The organism is Pseudoduganella sp. R-31 (assembly GCF_049913235.1).
GTDB lineage: Bacteria > Pseudomonadota > Gammaproteobacteria > Burkholderiales > Burkholderiaceae_D > Rugamonas.
On the sequence record NZ_CP183986.1, the window covers coordinates 2,497,790 to 2,513,092 of the forward strand.

Genomic DNA, 15,303 nt, shown 5'->3' on the forward strand with positions numbered 1-15,303 from the left:
CGCTTTCCTTTAAATCAGTTTGCCTCCGATCGTGCTTCGCAGGAATGGCCCGATCTTATCGAGAGGCAGGATGGTTTGCGCCGCGTCCAGTTCGATCGCGGCGCGCGGCATGCCGTATACCGCGCAACTGGCCTGATCCTGGGCAATGGTGTTCTTGCCCGCGCGGCGCAATGCCAGCATGCCCTCGGCGCCATCGCGTCCCATGCCGGTCAGCAGCACGCCGACTGCGTCGCCTTTCCAGTGCTGCGCCACGCAATTGAAGAACACATCGACCGAGGGCCGGTAGGCATAATCCTTCGGGTTGGCATCGTAACCCAGTTGGTGTTTTTCATCCAGTACCAGGTGGTCATTGCTCTTGGCGACCATGACGATACCACCCTGCAGGGGCGTGCGGTTTTCAATTGGGCGCACCGGTACCGCCAGTTGTTCCGACAGCCATTTGGCGAAATGGTCGGCAAAGTTTTCGTCGATGTGTTGTACCACGACGACGGCGCAATTGGCGGGCGGGGTCCAGCCGGCCAGGATGCGCGCCACTGCCATGGGCCCGCCGGTCGAGGCGCCGATCGCCACCAGCGTGTCGAGCACCGCTTCGCGCGGTTGCGGCAGCGTTGCGTGCCGGCGCGGCGGCATGGACTGGTTGCCGCCGCTGTGGCGGATCAGCTTGTCCATGGTCTTGATCTTGTGCAGCAACTCCGCGTCACCGCCTTCTTTCCCCTGCAGCACCGGGGTGGCCGTGACGTCCAGGGCGCCGGCGCCCAGGGCGCGGAATACCTGGTTGACGTTGTCCTGCGGGCGCCCCGTCACCACCAGAATGGCGCAGGGACTTTCCTCCATGATGCGGCGCGTTGCTTCAACCCCGTCCAGTTCCGGCATATTGAGGTCCATCAGGACCAGGTCAGGGCGGTCGGTTGCGCATTTCAGCACCGCTTCGAGACCGGTGCGGGCGATCCATGCCACCTGGTGTTCCTGCGTGCTGGCGACCACGCGCCGCAGCGCTTCAGCCGCCATCGGAACATCGTTGGCGATGGCGATCCTCATCGGTAAGCGTCGCCTATCAGGTCGGACACCGCATCCAGCAGCGTCTCGTCGTGGAAGCTGCCCTTGGTCAGGTAATAGTCCGCCCCCGCAGCCAGGCCGCGTGCGCGGTCTTCCGGCCGGTCCTTGTAGGAGACGATCATGACGGGCAGCTTATGCAAGTGCAGGTCTTTCTTGATCAGGGTGACCAGTTCAATGCCGTCCATGCGTGGCATGTCGACGTCGGTGATGACCAGGTCGTAGTCGCCGCTGCGCACCACGTTCCAGCCATCGATGCCGTCGACGGCGATGTCCACTTCAAAACCGCGCCCGACGAGCAATTTACGCTCCATTTCACGTACTGTCAGCGAATCGTCCACGACAAGGATGCGTTTCATTCTACGCCGTCCGGCGTGGTCTGCGCGCGTAAGTTGATGCAGGCCGCCTTCTTCCAGCAGCTTTTCGACGGAAAGCAACAGGTCCGGTACGTCCAGGATCAATACCGGTTCGCCGTCGTCCAGCAGCGCGGCGGCTGAAATATCGCGCATCTTGCCGAAAATTGGGTCGATCGCCTGCACTGCAAGGCTTTCCTCGCCGCGGATCTTGTCCACTACCAGGGCGTAGCGGCGCGCGCTGCCGCCGATGACGACGACGGGCATTTCCTCGGCATGTTCCATATCGCCCAGTTCCAGCACCTCGGCTGCAGCCACCAGGCCAAGGTGTTCGCCGTCATGGTCGAAGAACTGCTTGTTCTCCAGCGTGTGCACGGCGCCTTGCTGCACCATGAGGACGCGCTCCACCTTGACGATGGGAACCGCGTAGGCTTCGCCCTTGACGTCCACCACCAGGGCACGCACGATCGATTGCGTCAGCGGCAGCGTGATCGAAGTGCGGAAGCCTTTGCCCAGCTCCGATTCGATGCGTACCGTGCCGTTCTGCTGGCGGATGGTGTCGTGCACGATGTCCAGGCCGACGCCGCGGCCTGAAATCTCGGTAATGCCTCCCTTCAGGCTGAAGGCCGGCAGGAACAGGAATTCCATCAGCTCTGCCTGCGACATGGCAGCCACCATCTGCTCGGTGGCCATCTTGCGCTCGATGACGGTGCTGCGTATTTTTTCCGGATCGACGCCGCAGCCGTCGTCGCTGATCTCGATATTCAGCATGCCGGCGCGGTGGCGCGCCTCCATCACGATGGTGCCGGTGGCTGGCTTGCCGGCTGCAAGCCTTTCTTGCGCGCTTTCCATGCCGTGGTCGACGGCGTTGCGCAGCATGTGGCTGAGCGGGCTCTCGATGCGCAGCAGGATGTCGCGGTCGACCAGCGTGTCTTCGCCTTCCACGTGCAGCACCACGTCCTTGCCCAGGTTGCGGGCCAGGTCGCGCACCATGCGCGGGAAGTGCTGGATGCCGTCGCGGAAAGGCCGCATGCGCAGCGACAGCACTTCATCGACCATGTTTTCGGAGCCAGTCAGCAGGCGGCGCTCGTAGTTTTCCATGTCGGTGATGTGCTCCAGCATGAATTGCTTGAGCGGCTGGCTTTTCTGGATCGCCAGCAGGGCCTTTTCCTTCAGTGCCGGGTCGCTGGTGCGGGATGCGGCTTCCATCACGTCTTCCAGCACCGCGAACAGGGCGGCCTGGTTGCGCTTGTAGCGCTGCATGCCTTGGATCAGGGGATGCAACTGGTGGGCGTTGATGCGGGCTTCGCTCGCCAGCGCGAGCAGGCGGTCGAAGTTTTGTGCGTTTTTCATCGGCGGCAGGGAGCGGCCGGGCACCGGCTGTTCCGCTACGCCGTCGGCCTGCGCCGCCTCGACCAGACTCTCCGGCCGGATCTCAGGCGCCGGCTCCGCTGCCCGCGCCGCCTTGACGGCTGGCGCGGGCGGCGGCAGGGCAGCCGGCAGTTCGACCGGCTCGGGCAGGAAGGCAATGCCCTGCACATCGTTCATGGTCTTGCCGACTTGCGCGCTATTGGCCGCCAGCCAGGCATCCAGGTCGCCATTGAGGCGTGAGCACTGCACGATCAGGTCGACCGCAGCCAGCAGGGCGTCAACCCGGTTGGCAGTCAGTTTCAGCTTGCCTGCCTGGGCGGCGATGAATGCATCTTCCATGCCGTGGGCCAACTGCACGATCATCTCCAGCCCAACGATGGAGGCGGCGCCCTTGATCGAGTGCGCGGCGCGCATCATCGATTCCACGGCAGCCGGGTCGTTGCGGCGCTCGAAGGCCAGCAGGCCGTCGGTCAGGATCTGGGTCTGGCTGTCGGCCTCCATGCGAAACAGGTCCAGCATGGAGAACTGGCTCAGGTCATCCTTCTTGTCGGTCATCGCAAGGTCCTCGCTAGCTGGTGGCCGAGCAGGCTGTCGTCCAGGCAGCCCACCTGCATGTCCTGGTGCGGAAGGACCCCGGCCAGGTAACGCTCAATGCCCTTGTTGATGGTGGCGGCAGGTGGTTTCAGTTCGCTGGCCGCATAGCGGATGATGCCGTGCAGTTCCGCCACCGGCAGGGCGTAGGACTGGCCCTCCCACTGCACCAGCAGCATGCGGGCGAAAACATGGCGGCCGCCGGTTGCCTCGCCGCCGGCTTCGTCGATGCCCAGCAGTTCGGCCAGCGAGATGCAGGGATACAGCTTGCCGCCAGCGTTGACGATGCCGCGCAGCCCGCGTGCATTGCGGTGCGGCAGGCGATGCGAAATGGCTTTCGGCGCAATCTGCTGGAACATATTGGTCGGCAGGGCTAGCCACTCGCGGCCAATGCGGAAGGCGACGCAGGAGCTGTCGTGGCGCGTGCCCTCATCTTGCGGGGCGCGGAAGTGTTCGGCCCATTCGCGCAGGTAGGCCGGATCGACAGGGCGTTGCAGGTTGCGCAATGCGGCGCCGGCATACACGTCGCAATTGCGGCAGTGGACCGCCTTGTCGAGGATCTCGCAGCTATGGTCGCCGGCGACGCCGATACGGTTCCAGCAGGCGTCCAGGTCTTGGATTTGATCAGTCATTGTCTTGGTCTGCTATCACTGTGGCTGCTGGCGCTGGAAAGCGCGCGCGGCACGGGCCTTCAACGTAGCGGCGGCGCGGCTGTTGCCGCCTTGCTCCTGCAGCAGGGCCAGGTGGCACAGGGCTTCGTAGTGTTCCGGTTGCAGGTAGAGGCAGCGCTTCAGGTGTGCTTCGGCATCGGCCGGCTTGCCGGCGGATTCAGCCAGCAGGCCGAGGATGAAATACGCTTCGGCCGACTCGGGCTGCTGGGCAAGAAATTCACGGCAGGCGGCATCGGCTTCCAGCAGTTTGCCGGCGTCGGCCAGCTTGCGCGCGTGCGCGAGCAGGGATTCGTCGCCGGCAGCGACCGGACGGGACGTTGCGCTGGCGTTGGCGCGGTTGGCACGGGGCGGGTGCGGCGCCACCGGGGCAGGGCGGCTGCCGCGTGCCGGAAGGCTTGCCAGGGCCGGCGCAGCGGATGCGGTGGCTCGCTCCGGCGCGATGGCGGCGGGATGCGCGAGGCCGGCGCCGGACGGCAAAGGCGTGCCGGCAGGCAGGGCAGCCCGGGCCGGTGCCCCGGAGCGTTTGATGTCCTTGCGCAGGGCGAATGCCTGGCGGTGCGGCAGCGGCGAAAAGCCGTGACGCACGAAGGATGGCACTTCTGCGTATCCGGCCAGGATCATGCCGTCTCTGGCCAGGTATTCAGACAACCGTGCAATGGCAGCAGCGGTGGTTGGCTCGTCGAAATAGATCAGCAGGTTGCGGCAAAAGATCACGTCATACTGGCGCGCCGTTCCAAGCTCGCCTTCCAGGATGCTGCCCTGGCCGAACCGGATGCGCGCCCGCAGCGCGTCATTGATGCGATACAGTTCGTCGTCGCCGGACCAGGTGAAATAGCGGTCGCGGAACGACATTTCCCGTCCACGGAACGCATTGCGTCCAAATACCCCGGCCTCGGCGCGCATGATGCAGGCAGCGCTGATGTCCACGGCATCGATCATGAACGCTTGCGGCTTCACGCCGGCATCGAACAGCGCCATCGCCATCGAATAAGGCTCTTCGCCACCGGCGCAGGGTACCGACAGGATGCGCACGAGCCTGGACCCATCGGCCAGCCTCTGGCGCACAAACGCGACCGCCGCGGCGAAAGCTTGCGGATCGCGGAACAGCCACGACTCCGGCACCACCACCAGCTCCACCAGCTCGCGCAGTTCCGCTTCATCCAGCCCGTCGACGTAAGCCTTGCGCTCCGTTGCGCGGGTCGCCTCTATGCGCCGCTTGACCGCCAGTTCGACCGTGTCGCGGGCCAGGTTCATACCGGTCAGGCGGCGCAATGTGGAGAGTACATTCATTCCGTCGCCACCTCCGCCGGGAACAGGCGTGCCCGCAACTCGGCTGGCAACAGGTCATTGACCTCGACCAACTGCACCATGCCTTGCGCATCGCCTGCGACCCGGCCCAGGAACGGCGCCGCCTGCACGCCGCTTGGCACCAGGTCTTGCGGCGCCACGTCCTGCACGCCCTGCACCCGTTCGGCCATCAGTCCCAGTGCGTGCACTGTGCCATCGGGCGCCGTGTAATCGGTCACCACGATGCGCGTGTCGTAATGCTGCCGCGACGGCGCCCGGCCGCTGATGCGCGACAGGTCGATCACCGGCATCGGGGCACCGTGCAGGTTCAGCAAGCCCGCCACACTGTCCGGCGCCAGCGGGATGCCCTTCAGTTCCAGCAGGGGCAGCACGCGCTGCACCTGCCGCAACGGAAGACCGTAGCGGTCGGCTCCAATGTGGAAGACTAATACTTTCATGCGTTCACGGCGAAAGTGGAGACGCTCGACTGCAGGTCGCCGGCCGCATACTGCAGCTGGTGCACGGCCTCGCTGGTTGCCTTCAGCGATTCGACGGTCTGCTGGGTGGCATCGTTAAGCTGCATCATGGTTTCGCTGATCTGCTGCGCGCCCACAGCCTGCGCCTGCATGCCTTGCAGCACCGCGTCGAATTGCGGGGCCAGTTTCTGCACCTGGTCCATCACGCCGGACAACTGGTCGGTCACCTGGCGCACCTCGCCCACGCTGCGGCGGATCTCTTCCGAGAATTTGTCCATGCCCATCACGCTGGCCGAAACAGCCGACTGCATTTCCTTCAGCATCTGCTCGATATCCCAGGTCGACACCGAAGTCTGGTCGGCCAGGCGGCGGATTTCGGTTGCCACCACCGAGAAGCCGCGGCCTGCTTCGCCGGCCTTCTCGGCTTCGATGGCGGCATTCAGCGACAGGATGTTGGTCTGGTCGGCCACCTTGGTAATGGTGGTCAGCACCGAGTTGATGTTGGACGCCTTTTCCGACAATGCCGCCAGCTTGGCATTGATCGAATCGGTCGCGTTGACCATGTTCTGCATGGTCTGGTCCATGCGGCGCAGGTTGCCCTGGGCCTCAGAAGTGGCGGTGGTGGTGTAGTCGGCCACCGCGGTCGCATCTTCCATCGTCTTCAGCAGTTGCGAGGTATTGGACGAAATCTCCTTGGTGGTGCTGAGCACCTCGACCGAAGTCTGTGCCTGCTCGACACCGGTGGCTTCCTGCTGCTTGGCCGAAGCGGCAATCTCGGTGGCCGAGGTGGTGACCTGGATGCCCGCCTTCTGCACATTGTTCAGCAACTGGCGCAGGTTGTCGAACATGCGCTGCAAGCCATCGCCCAGCTGGCCGATGGCGTCATCGCCGCCCACGGAGATCTTGCCTGTCATGTCGCCGCCGGCAGCGCGCGCCACAACGCCAAGCAGGGAATCGACTTTCGCGCGCAGCTCATTGGTCTGCGCCTGCTCGCGCAGCGTTGCATCCTGCAGTTGCTGCGCCATCTTGTTGAAGTCTTCGCTGACTTTCCCCAGTTCGTCGCCTGACGTCACCACGGTTCGGGCGGCCAGGTCGCCGCCGCCCAAGCGGGCGAGCCCAGCGGTCAGGTTGGCCAGCGGGCCCAGGATGGCGCGCCCCAGCGTATAGGCGATCAGCAGGGACAGCATGAATACCGCCGCGCCGCCGCCCAGCAGCAGGTTGGTTTGGTTCGAGTGCAGGTCGACCGCTTTGGCGCTGCGCTCGGCCAGCAAGCGGCGCTCTTCTTCAGACGCCTGGTCCAGCAGTTCGCGCGCGCTGCCGACGATGGCGCCGGCTTCCTTCAGCTCCGACGACTGCCCCAGGATTTCGGCCGCGCCTTTGGTGTCGCCGAGTGCGCGGCGCTTGTCGATCTGGCGACGGATATTGACGTCGGCCCAGGTCGTGAGCAAGGCCTGGGCGCGCTTCAGGCGCTCGTTCTGTTGCGGATTGTCTGCCGTCAGCTGGACTGCTTTGGCGATATGCTGCTTGAGTTGTTCCGCGTTTTCACGCTCGCTGCCGATCAGGGCTTCGCTGCCGGTCAGGATATAACCGCGCGTGTCGACCTGGATTTGCAGGGACACGCTGTTGATGCGGTCGAGCTGAAGCAGCACCTCCATCGTGTGCCGGTCCCACCTGTTGGCATCGGTCAAGCTGGCGAAGTTGTTATAGGCCGTGATCAACAGTAGCAAGATGATTGCCACGATGCTGCCGAAGCCGATATACAGTTTGTTCTTGATGCTCAGATTGTTCATGCGCGGGTCTCCGGGGACGGGGGGCTTTCTTCCAAGGCAATGTAGCAAAAAAAACGGGCCGCGCAAAGCGGCCCGTCTTAGAGGAGCGGAGGCAGCTTACTGGCCGCGCTTGTTCCTTGCGTTGGCGGCGATGCGCATGCGCAGCGCGTTCAGCTTGATGAAGCCGCCGGCGTCGGCCTGGTTGTAGGCGCCGCCGTCTTCGTCGAAGGTGGCGATGGTCTGGTCGAACAGCGAGTCGGTCTTCGAATCGCGCGCGACGACGATCACATTGCCCTTGTACAGCTTGACGCGCACCCAGCCGTTCACGGTGGCCTGGGTGTGGTCGATCAGGGTTTGCAGCGCGACGCGCTCCGGCGCCCACCAGTAGCCGTTGTAAATCAGCGAGGCGTAGCGCGGCATCAGGTCGTCTTTTAGGTGGGCCACTTCGCGGTCCAGGGTGATCGACTCGATGGCGCGGTGCGCCTTCAGCATGATGGTGCCGCCAGGGGTTTCGTAGCAGCCGCGCGATTTCATGCCGACGTAGCGGTTTTCCACCAGGTCCAGGCGGCCGATGCCGTGCTTGCCGCCCAGGCGGTTCAGCTCAGTCAGCACGGTGGCAGGGGACATGCGCTTGCCGTTCAGGGCGACGATGTCGCCTTTTTCGAACTCGATGTCCAGGTATTCCGGCTGGTCCGGTGCAGCCTCCGGGCTGACGGTCCAGCGCCACATCGATTCTTCGGCTTCGGCGCTCGGGTTTTCCAGGTGGCGGCCTTCGAAGGAGATGTGCAGCAGGTTGGCGTCCATCGAGTAGGGCGCGCCGCCGTTCTTGTGCTTCATGTCGATTTCGATGCCGGCATCTTCCGCGTATTTCAGCAGCTTTTCGCGCGACAGCAGGTCCCACTCGCGCCATGGCGCGATCACGCGCACGCCTGGCTTCAGTGCGTAGGCGCCCAGTTCGAAACGGACCTGGTCGTTGCCCTTGCCGGTGGCGCCGTGCGAGATGGCGTCGGCGCCGGTCTGGTTGGCGATCTCGATCAGGCGCTTGGCGATCAGCGGACGCGCGATCGAGGTGCCCAGCAGGTACTCGCCTTCGTACACGGTGTTGGCGCGGAACATTGGGAAGACGAAATCGCGCACGAACTCTTCGCGCACGTCGTCGATGAAGATGTTTTCAGGCTTGATGCCGAACTTCAGCGCCTTGGCGCGTGCCGGCTCCAGCTCTTCACCCTGGCCCAGGTCGGCGGTGAAGGTCACGATTTCGCAGTTGTAGTTGTCCTGCAGCCATTTCAGGATCACGGAGGTGTCCAGGCCGCCGGAGTAGGCGAGGACTACTTTCTTTACGTCGCTCATGATTTTCTCAGTCAGTTGATATTGGTTGGTGTTGCCTGAAAAATGGGGTACGTCCCCATTTATTGAGCAATCTTGCCCAGCAGCAAATATTCGATCAGGGCCTTCTGTACGTGCAGGCGGTTCTCGGCTTCGTCCCACACCACGGATTGCGGGCCGTCAATGACGTCGGCGGAGACTTCCTCGCCGCGGTGGGCCGGCAGGCAGTGCATGAACAGGGCGTCCGGCTTGGCGCGGGACATCTTGGCGGCATCGACGATCCAGCCGTCGAAGGCCTTCAGGCGGGCGGCGTTTTCTTCTTCGTAGCCCATCGAGGTCCAGACGTCGGTGTTGACCAGGTCTGCGCCTTCGCAGGCGTCGGACGGGTTGGCGAAGAAGGTGTAGCGGTCGGTCGATACCAGCGACATGTCCATGTCGTAGCCGTGCGGCGTGGAGACATTGACGTGGAAGCCGAACACTTCGGCCGCCTGCAGCCAGGAGTAGAGCATGTTGTTGGCGTCGCCCACCCAGGCCACGACCTTGCCCTTGATCGAGCCGCGATGCTCGATATAGGTGAAGATGTCGGCAAATACCTGGCATGGATGATGTTCGTTGGTCAGGCCGTTAATCACCGGCACGCGCGAATGCGCTGCGAAACGTTCGATGATGTCCTGGCCGAAGGTGCGCACCATGATGATGTCGCACATGCGGGACATGACCTGGCCCGCGTCTTCCACCGGCTCGCCGCGGCCCAGCTGGGAATCGCGGGTATTCAGGTAGATCGCTGCGCCGCCCAGCTGGTGCATGCCGGCCTCGAAAGACAGGCGGGTACGGGTCGAATTCTTGTCGAACACCATGACCAGGGTGCGGTCGATCAGCGGGTGGTAAATCTCGTAGGCCTTGAATTTGCGCTTGATTTCCGCTGCGCGGGCGATCACATATTCGTACTCCTCCAGGGTCAGGTCCTTGAACTGGAGATAGTGCTTGATGCTTTTAGGTGGTATAGACATCTTTGCAAAGTTTTGCTGCGGTGGACTAAAGATTATACGGGCATTTCAATAAATCGTGGCCGGGCGTTCGGGGTCATGCCTCGGCGCCGATATCGGCAGGTCCAGCGTGAAGGTGGTGCCTGCGCTGCTGCTGTCGACGGCGATCTGGCCGCCCAGCAGGGAAGTGACGATGTTGTAACTGATTGATAACCCCAGCCCCGAGCCGCCCTGTCCCAGTTTGGTGGTGAAAAACGGGTCGAAGATGCGCGTCTGGTTCTCCGGCGCGATGCCGCTGCCGTCGTCACTGAACGATATTAGCACGCGGCCTTCTATCGGCGTGGTCGCCAGCAGGTGCAGCTGGCCCCCTTCGCGGCCGTCGAAGGCATGCAGCAAGGCGTTGTTGATCAGGTTCGTGATGACCTGGCCGAAGGGGCCGGGATAGCTGTCCAGCATGATCAGCTCCGGCACCTCGAATGCGATCGTGTGGCCTTCCTTGCGGATGCGGTTCATCACCGTCGCCACCACTTCATGCGTCACCTGCTGCAGGTTGAAAATGCGCCGCTGCTCGGTGGTGCGGTCCACCGCCACCTGCTTGAAGCTTGACACCAGGTCGGCCGCGCTGTGCAGGCCGCGCATGACCAGGGTGGAAGCCTTGCGCGCGTCGTCGATGTAGGCCAGCAGCTCGGATTTGCGCAGCCCCCGGCCATTGACCACTTCTTCCAGTTCGGTGGTTTTCTGTTCCAGCGTGCTGGCAATCAGCAGGCTGTTGCCGATCGGCGTATTCAGTTCATGCGCCACGCCTGCCATCAGCGCGCCCAGCGCCGCCAGCTTTTGCTGCGACACCAGCTGCGACTGGGCTTCCTGCAGCTGCCGGTAGGCGAGGGCGTTGTCGAGCGCGATGGCGCCGTAGGCGCATAGGGTGCGGAAAATCAACCGTTCCCGTTCGCCATAGGCATTGGCATGCATGGCTTGCGCCGTCATTACGCCCAGCGCACGCTCGCCCACCAGCAACGGCACGTACAGGGCGCTGCGGCTGGCTGCCGTGCCGGGCGTGGCCGTGCTGTCGCGCTCGGGCGGGATCTGGTCGATGTACACCTCGCGCCGCTCGCGCAGGCATTGCGCGGTGTAGGCGGTGGGGTGGTCGAGCGGGATTGCGTTGCGGGGCAGGGCCTGGCCGGCTTCCACGCCGAAGGCACGTTCCAGCTGGCGGCCGGCCGGATCGACCAGGTAGACCGCGAAGGTATTGGCCGACAGCAGGGCGTGGGTGTGGCGGTCCAGGGCCTGGAATACGGCGCCGGCGTCGAGGTGGGTGGTGATTTCCTGGCCGATGGCCGATAGCCGCTCCAGCAGCTTGGTGGTTTGCTGCAGCACTTCGGCGCGGCGCGCTTCGGACATTGCCAGTTCGCGATGATGCAGGCCTTCCGCACGCGCCTGTTCCGTCTGGTGGTGCACCTGCATGGCGATGGCGCGGCTGGTGGCGTCCAGCGTGTGGGTCTTTTCGCGCGCGGCGCTGGCGGCGGTCGCCATTTCGTAAGCACGGCCGAAATCGCCCAGGCGCGCGTACTCGGCGCCCAGTGCGTCATACAGGTCGCCCGGCACTGTGTAGCCTTTGATGGTCTGTGCCGCTTCCAGGGCTTGGTGCAGGTAATGCAGTCGGGCGTTGGGCGCCTGCATGCCGGGCGGCGCGGACAGCTGGAGCTGGCCGTGGATCAGGGCCAGCACCCGCAGTGCCGCCACGTGGTGGAAGGCATTATGGTGGCGCGATGCGCGTTCCACCGCCATCAGCGCCATGTCCAGTGCTTCCAGCGAACGATTGAGGAAGCACAGGGCATGGGCCTGGCCGCGCAGCGCTACGATCTTGAAGTCGCCCTGCTGCAAGGCTTCCGCGCGCTCAGACAGCCGCTGGAAAGCATCCAGCGCTTCGCCGTAATCCTTCTTGTCCAGGCACAGTTCGCCCAGGTGCTGCAAGGCGATGGCGTAGGTGCGGCCGTTCGCTTGCGGCGCCAGGATTACCAGCGCCTCGCGCAGCAGCTCTTCCGCCGCGCCAAGGCGGCCAAGGCGGCGCACGATGTCGGCCGTGTGCACCAGGCAGGAGCCGATGCTGCGCGGCCAACCGGTAGGTTTGGCCAGGTCCATGGCGCGCTGCATCCACTCCAGGCCGGAGTGGTGGTCGTTCAGTTGCGAGAATTTCTCCGCGATATTGATGGCGGCCGTGGCGGCTGCGCGAATCTGCCCCGTTTGCAGCGCGGCTTCATAGCTGCGGATGTAGAAGCTGGCCGAATTGCCGATATCGCCGGCCTGGCTGGCCGCGATGGCGAAAAAGTCGTTGATCCAGCATTCGACGCTGGGCGGCGCTTCCACCGACATGTTGAAACGCTCGCCCCAGCGCTCTGTCGCGGCGTGCAGGTCGCGCAATGCCGCCCAACGCGCCTGCACAGCATCCGCAATGGTGGCGCGCTGCTCGTCGGGCGCCGCATGGGCTGCGTTGGAACAGGCTTCCAGTTCAGCATCGCGCTGGCCATGGTTGCCGCGGTCGACCGAGATCCAGGCCTTCAGCCAATGGGCGTCGGCCCGGCCGATATTGTCGTTTTGTGCTTCGAACGCCTCCAGCGCGCGCGAAGCGAGGCTGGCGGCGGCATCGAGCTCGCCAAGCAGCCAGCGGATTTCGCCGTCGACCAGGTGCAGTCGCGCTTCGAGCGAAGCGCGTGCATCGCCCGGCAGGTGAGCCAGGGGCAGCAGGGCGGCTGCTTCGCGCGCCAGTTCCTGCGCGCGCTTGCCGTCGCGCTGGCGCAAATGCCAGGCCAAGGGGAGCAGCACCGGAAGCCGCGCAATGCCGCGCAAGGGCAGCAATTCGAGCTCCCAGTGCGCAACGGCATCGTCATCGGCAAACAGAAGCTGCATTGGCGTCCCGTCAATAGAGCGTCTGCGAGGACTCGTGCAACAACTGGCCGTACAGCGTATGCCGCATTTTCGCGATCTTGCCTTCGTTGACGGCCTCCAGCACCGCGCATTGCGGCTCGCTCAGGTGGCGGCAGTTATAGAACCGGCAGCCGCCGAGATAGGGCTGGAAATCGCGGAAGGCCCGTTCCAGCATGCCTTCGCTCAGGTGGTAAAGCCCGAACTCCTGGAAGCCAGGCGAATCGATCACGCTTGAATCCGGGCCCACATGGTACAGGCGGGTGAAGGTGGTGGTGTGCTTGCCGGTGTCGAGCGCCTCGCTGATTTCTCGCGTGGCGATATCGGCGTCCGGCACCAGGATGTTGATCAGCGAAGACTTGCCCATGCCTGACTGGCCGATCAGAATCGAGGAATGACCTTGCAGCAGCGGCGCCAGCGTTGCGCCAGTCTGCTCGGGCTGGCCGGTGGCCGAGACTTCGATCACTTCGTAGCCCATCGCCGAATAGACCTGCAGGCGCTTGCGCGCGTGTTCCAGCATGTCGGTCACGTCAACCTTGTTCAGCAGCAGGCGCACGTGAATGCCGGCCGCCTCCGCAGCCACCAGGGCGCGCGACACCAGGTCGTCCGAGAAGCTTGGTTCCGTTGCGACCACGATGAACAGTTGGTCGACATTGGCGGCCAGCAGCTTGGACTTGTACTGGTCGGAGCGGTACAGCAGCGTCTTGCGCTCCTGAATCTTGTCGATCACCCCCTGGTCGGGCGAAGTCAGGGTCAGGTCAACGATGTCGCCGACCGCCACATTGGTCTTCTTGCCGCGCGTGACGCACTGCAGGCGCTGGCCGTCCGCTTCGGCCAGGTAGTGGCGGCCGTGGGCTGCGATGATGGTGCCGGTGCGTTTGGTCCCCTTGCTCATGCCTGGCCCAGTGCATCGGCCTTGGCGGCGCAAATGAAATCGTTGATCGACAAGCCGTTGACCGAATGCGTGTCGTAGCGCACCTGGCAGGTCTTGTAGCCCACCACCAGTTCGGGGTGATGGTCTTCGCGGTGGGAGATGTAGGCCAGCGCATTCACGAAAGCCATCGTCTCGTAGTAGTTATTGAAGCCGAAAGTGTTCACCAGCTTGCCGCTGGCCATGCTCCAGCCATCCAGCAACTGGACCAGACGCAGCGCCTCAGGGGCGTCCAGGGCCTGCGTCTGGTGGCTGCAGCGCAGCGCGCGCAAATCGGCCGCGGTGTGGATATTCGCTGTCATTGAGATGCCGCCAGGTTGAGTTGACGAATCCGCACGCTGGCGGGCGGGTGCGAATCGTAGAAGGCCGAATGCAGCGGGTCAGGCGTCAGGGTCGACGCATTGTCCTCGTACATCTTGACCAGGGCCGACACCAGGTCGCGCGCATCGGTATGCCTGGCGGCGAAGGCATCGGCCTCGAACTCGTGCTTGCGCGAGCTGAGCGACGTCAGCGGGCCAAACAGGAAGGTAAATACCGGCAGCACCAGCATGAACAGCAGCAGCGCCAGTGCGTCGTTGGACTGGCCGGGCACGATGATCGGATTCACGCCCAGGCCGGTGTAGAACCAGAGCTGGCCTTTCAGGTAGCCAAGCAGTGCGAGGAAACCCAATGACAAGCCGAATATCACCACGATGCGCTTGATGATGTGTTTCAGCTTGAAGTGGCCCAGCTCGTGCGCCAGCACCGCCTCGACTTCCTGAGGCGACAGGCTGGACACCAGGGTATCGTAGAACACGATGCGCTTGGCCGCGCCGAAGCCGGAGAAATAGGCATTGCCATGCGCGCTGCGCTTGGAACCGTCCATCACGAACAGGCCCTTGGAGGCAAAGCCGACGCGCGCCATCAAGCCCTCGATGCGCTGCTTCAGCGATTCGTCGGCCAGCGGCGTGAACTTGTTGAACAGCGGAGCGATCAGGTTCGGGTAGAGCGCCATCACCAGCAGCTGGAAGCCGCACCACACGAACCAGGCGTACAGCCACCACAGGCTGCCCGATTTTTCCATCAGCACCAGGATGACCCACACCAGCGGCAAGCCGATCACGCCAGCGACGCCGACACCCTTGAGCAGGTCGATGAAGAACAGGCGCTTGCTCATCTTGTTGAAGCCGAAGCGTTCTTCCAGCTTGAACTGGCGGTAGTAGTCGAGCGGCAGGTCGACCAGGCCTGAGATGACGCAGACGGCAACGATCAGGCCAAGCTGGTAAGCCATGCCGCCGCCGGTGGCATTGAACAAAGTGGCCGAGAGCCATTGCAGGCCGCCCAGCAAGGTAAGGCAGATCAGCATGATGCTGGACACCATCATGTTCAGCAGTCCCAGCTTGGTGCGCTCGATGGTGTAGTCGGCGGCTTTCTGGTGGGCCGCGAGGGGGATTTTTTCCGCGAAATCGGCTGGCACGGCGGCGCGGTTTTGCAATACATGGCGGATGTGGCGCGAAGCGAGCCAGAATCGCACCACCAGAGTTGATGTTAAAAATGCAATGAACAAATACGAAAACGCGTGTGAATACAT

Annotated in this window: 12 protein-coding genes; all 12 read right to left on the bottom strand. The window is 63.8% G+C overall.

The genetic code is table 11. From position 1 onward, the window contains the following. Positions 1–9: 9 nt before the first annotated feature. Entirely contained in the window at positions 10–1,038 is a 1,029-nt protein-coding gene (cheB, locus tag ACN9MY_RS11385; RefSeq protein WP_426170716.1) for a chemotaxis-specific protein-glutamate methyltransferase CheB, read from the bottom strand. After that, the gene (locus tag ACN9MY_RS11390; protein WP_426337347.1) at positions 1,035–3,332 is read right to left on the bottom strand and encodes a hybrid sensor histidine kinase/response regulator; all 2,298 of its coding nucleotides are present in this window, start codon (positions 3,330–3,332) and stop codon (positions 1,035–1,037) included. The genes cheB and ACN9MY_RS11390 overlap by 4 nt, the downstream gene beginning before the upstream one ends. Next, complete coding sequence (locus tag ACN9MY_RS11395) at positions 3,329–4,000, bottom strand: chemotaxis protein CheW (RefSeq protein WP_426170720.1); 672 nt, start codon at positions 3,998–4,000, stop codon at positions 3,329–3,331. Before ACN9MY_RS11395 ends, ACN9MY_RS11390 begins: the two co-directional genes overlap by 4 nt. Positions 4,001–4,015: 15 nt before the next feature. Further along, positions 4,016–5,329, bottom strand: a complete 1,314-nt coding sequence (locus tag ACN9MY_RS11400) for a CheR family methyltransferase (protein ID WP_426337348.1) — start codon at positions 5,327–5,329, stop codon at positions 4,016–4,018. Next, positions 5,326–5,784, bottom strand: a complete 459-nt coding sequence (locus tag ACN9MY_RS11405; RefSeq protein ID WP_426337349.1) for a chemotaxis protein CheW — start codon at positions 5,782–5,784, stop codon at positions 5,326–5,328. The genes ACN9MY_RS11400 and ACN9MY_RS11405 overlap by 4 nt, the downstream gene beginning before the upstream one ends. Continuing rightward, complete coding sequence (locus tag ACN9MY_RS11410) at positions 5,781–7,592, bottom strand: methyl-accepting chemotaxis protein (RefSeq protein ID WP_426170725.1); 1,812 nt, start codon at positions 7,590–7,592, stop codon at positions 5,781–5,783. The genes ACN9MY_RS11405 and ACN9MY_RS11410 overlap by 4 nt, the downstream gene beginning before the upstream one ends. A 96-nt stretch (positions 7,593–7,688) precedes the next feature. After that, the gene (locus ACN9MY_RS11415) at positions 7,689–8,921 is read right to left on the bottom strand and encodes an argininosuccinate synthase (RefSeq protein ID WP_342119563.1); all 1,233 of its coding nucleotides are present in this window, start codon (positions 8,919–8,921) and stop codon (positions 7,689–7,691) included. 59 nt (positions 8,922–8,980) lie between these two features. Continuing rightward, positions 8,981–9,907: an ornithine carbamoyltransferase gene (argF, locus tag ACN9MY_RS11420; RefSeq protein WP_426322467.1), complete on the bottom strand. Its 927-nt coding sequence runs from the start codon at positions 9,905–9,907 to the stop codon at positions 8,981–8,983. Between the two features lie 45 nt (positions 9,908–9,952). Beyond that, on the bottom strand, positions 9,953–12,787 hold the full coding sequence (locus ACN9MY_RS11425; RefSeq protein WP_426337350.1) for an ATP-binding protein: 2,835 nt from the start codon (positions 12,785–12,787) through the stop codon (positions 9,953–9,955). Between the two features lie 10 nt (positions 12,788–12,797). After that, positions 12,798–13,697: a ribosome small subunit-dependent GTPase A gene (gene rsgA, locus ACN9MY_RS11430; RefSeq protein ID WP_426337351.1), complete on the bottom strand. Its 900-nt coding sequence runs from the start codon at positions 13,695–13,697 to the stop codon at positions 12,798–12,800. Further along, positions 13,694–14,035, bottom strand: coding sequence for a 4a-hydroxytetrahydrobiopterin dehydratase (locus ACN9MY_RS11435; RefSeq protein WP_426337352.1), 342 nt, complete (start codon positions 14,033–14,035; stop codon positions 13,694–13,696). The genes rsgA and ACN9MY_RS11435 overlap by 4 nt, the downstream gene beginning before the upstream one ends. Next, positions 14,032–15,303, bottom strand: a complete 1,272-nt coding sequence (locus ACN9MY_RS11440; protein WP_426337353.1) for a M48 family metallopeptidase — start codon at positions 15,301–15,303, stop codon at positions 14,032–14,034. The genes ACN9MY_RS11435 and ACN9MY_RS11440 overlap by 4 nt, the downstream gene beginning before the upstream one ends.